This window comes from Sphaerisporangium sp. TRM90804 (assembly GCF_029846175.1).
Lineage (GTDB): Bacteria > Actinomycetota > Actinomycetes > Streptosporangiales > Streptosporangiaceae > Sphaerisporangium.
The window spans coordinates 1-826 of the sequence record NZ_JARWAC010000073.1; the positions used below are offsets into that span (position 1 = coordinate 1).

General features: G+C 70.1%; 1 protein-coding gene. It reads right to left on the reverse strand.

Annotated elements, in window-relative coordinates; genetic code table 11:
• On the reverse strand, positions 1–766 hold a 766-nt coding region (locus PYR91_RS36300), incomplete at its 3' end, for a condensation domain-containing protein (protein ID WP_279787554.1).
• Positions 767–826: the final 60 nt, after the last annotated feature.

Sequence of the window (826 nt, forward strand, 5' to 3'; positions counted from 1 at the left end):
CCGTCACGGCGGCCTGACCGGTGGAGATCCACTCCCCCAGCAGCAGCTCCCGCTCGGCCGGATCCAGCACCGGCAACAACCCCAGCCGGCGCCCCGGATCGGCGACCGCTCCGGCCAGCAACCGGCGCAACCGCTCCACCAGCACGACCACCGACGACCGATCGAACAGATCCGTGCTGAACTCCACCAGCCCGTCCACACCCGCCACACCGGGACGCTCGGTCAAGCTCAGGAACAGGTCGAAACGTGACGTGCGGGTGCGGGGCACCTCGGTCGGGCTGAGCGTGAGGCCGGGGGCGCGGAGATCGGGCCGGGGGGTGTTCTGGACGGCGAGGGAGACCTGGAACAGCGGGTGATGGGCCATCGACCTGGCCGGGTTGAGCACCTCCACCAGGTGCTCGAACGGCACGTCCTGATTGGCGTACGCCTCCAGCGCGGTCTCGCGCACCCGACCCACCAACTCCGCGAACGACGGCTCCCCCGAAGTGTCGGTCCGCAACACCAGCGTGTTGACGAAGAAGCCGACCAGATCGTGCAGGGCCTCGTCGGTGCGGCCGGCGATGGGCACGCCGACCGGTACGTCGGTTCCCGAGCCCATGCGGGTGAGCAGCGCGGCCAGCCCCGCCTGCACGACCATGAACACGCTGGCGTTCAGCTCCCGTGCCAGCCGCGCCAACCCCGCGTGCAGGCTCGCATCCCACTCGAACGTGAACACATCACCCCGATACGAAGCCACCGCCGGACGCCCACGATCAACCGGCAACACGATCTGCTCCGGCAACCCCGCCAACCGCTCCCGCCAGTACGCGACCTGAGGCCCCAACCG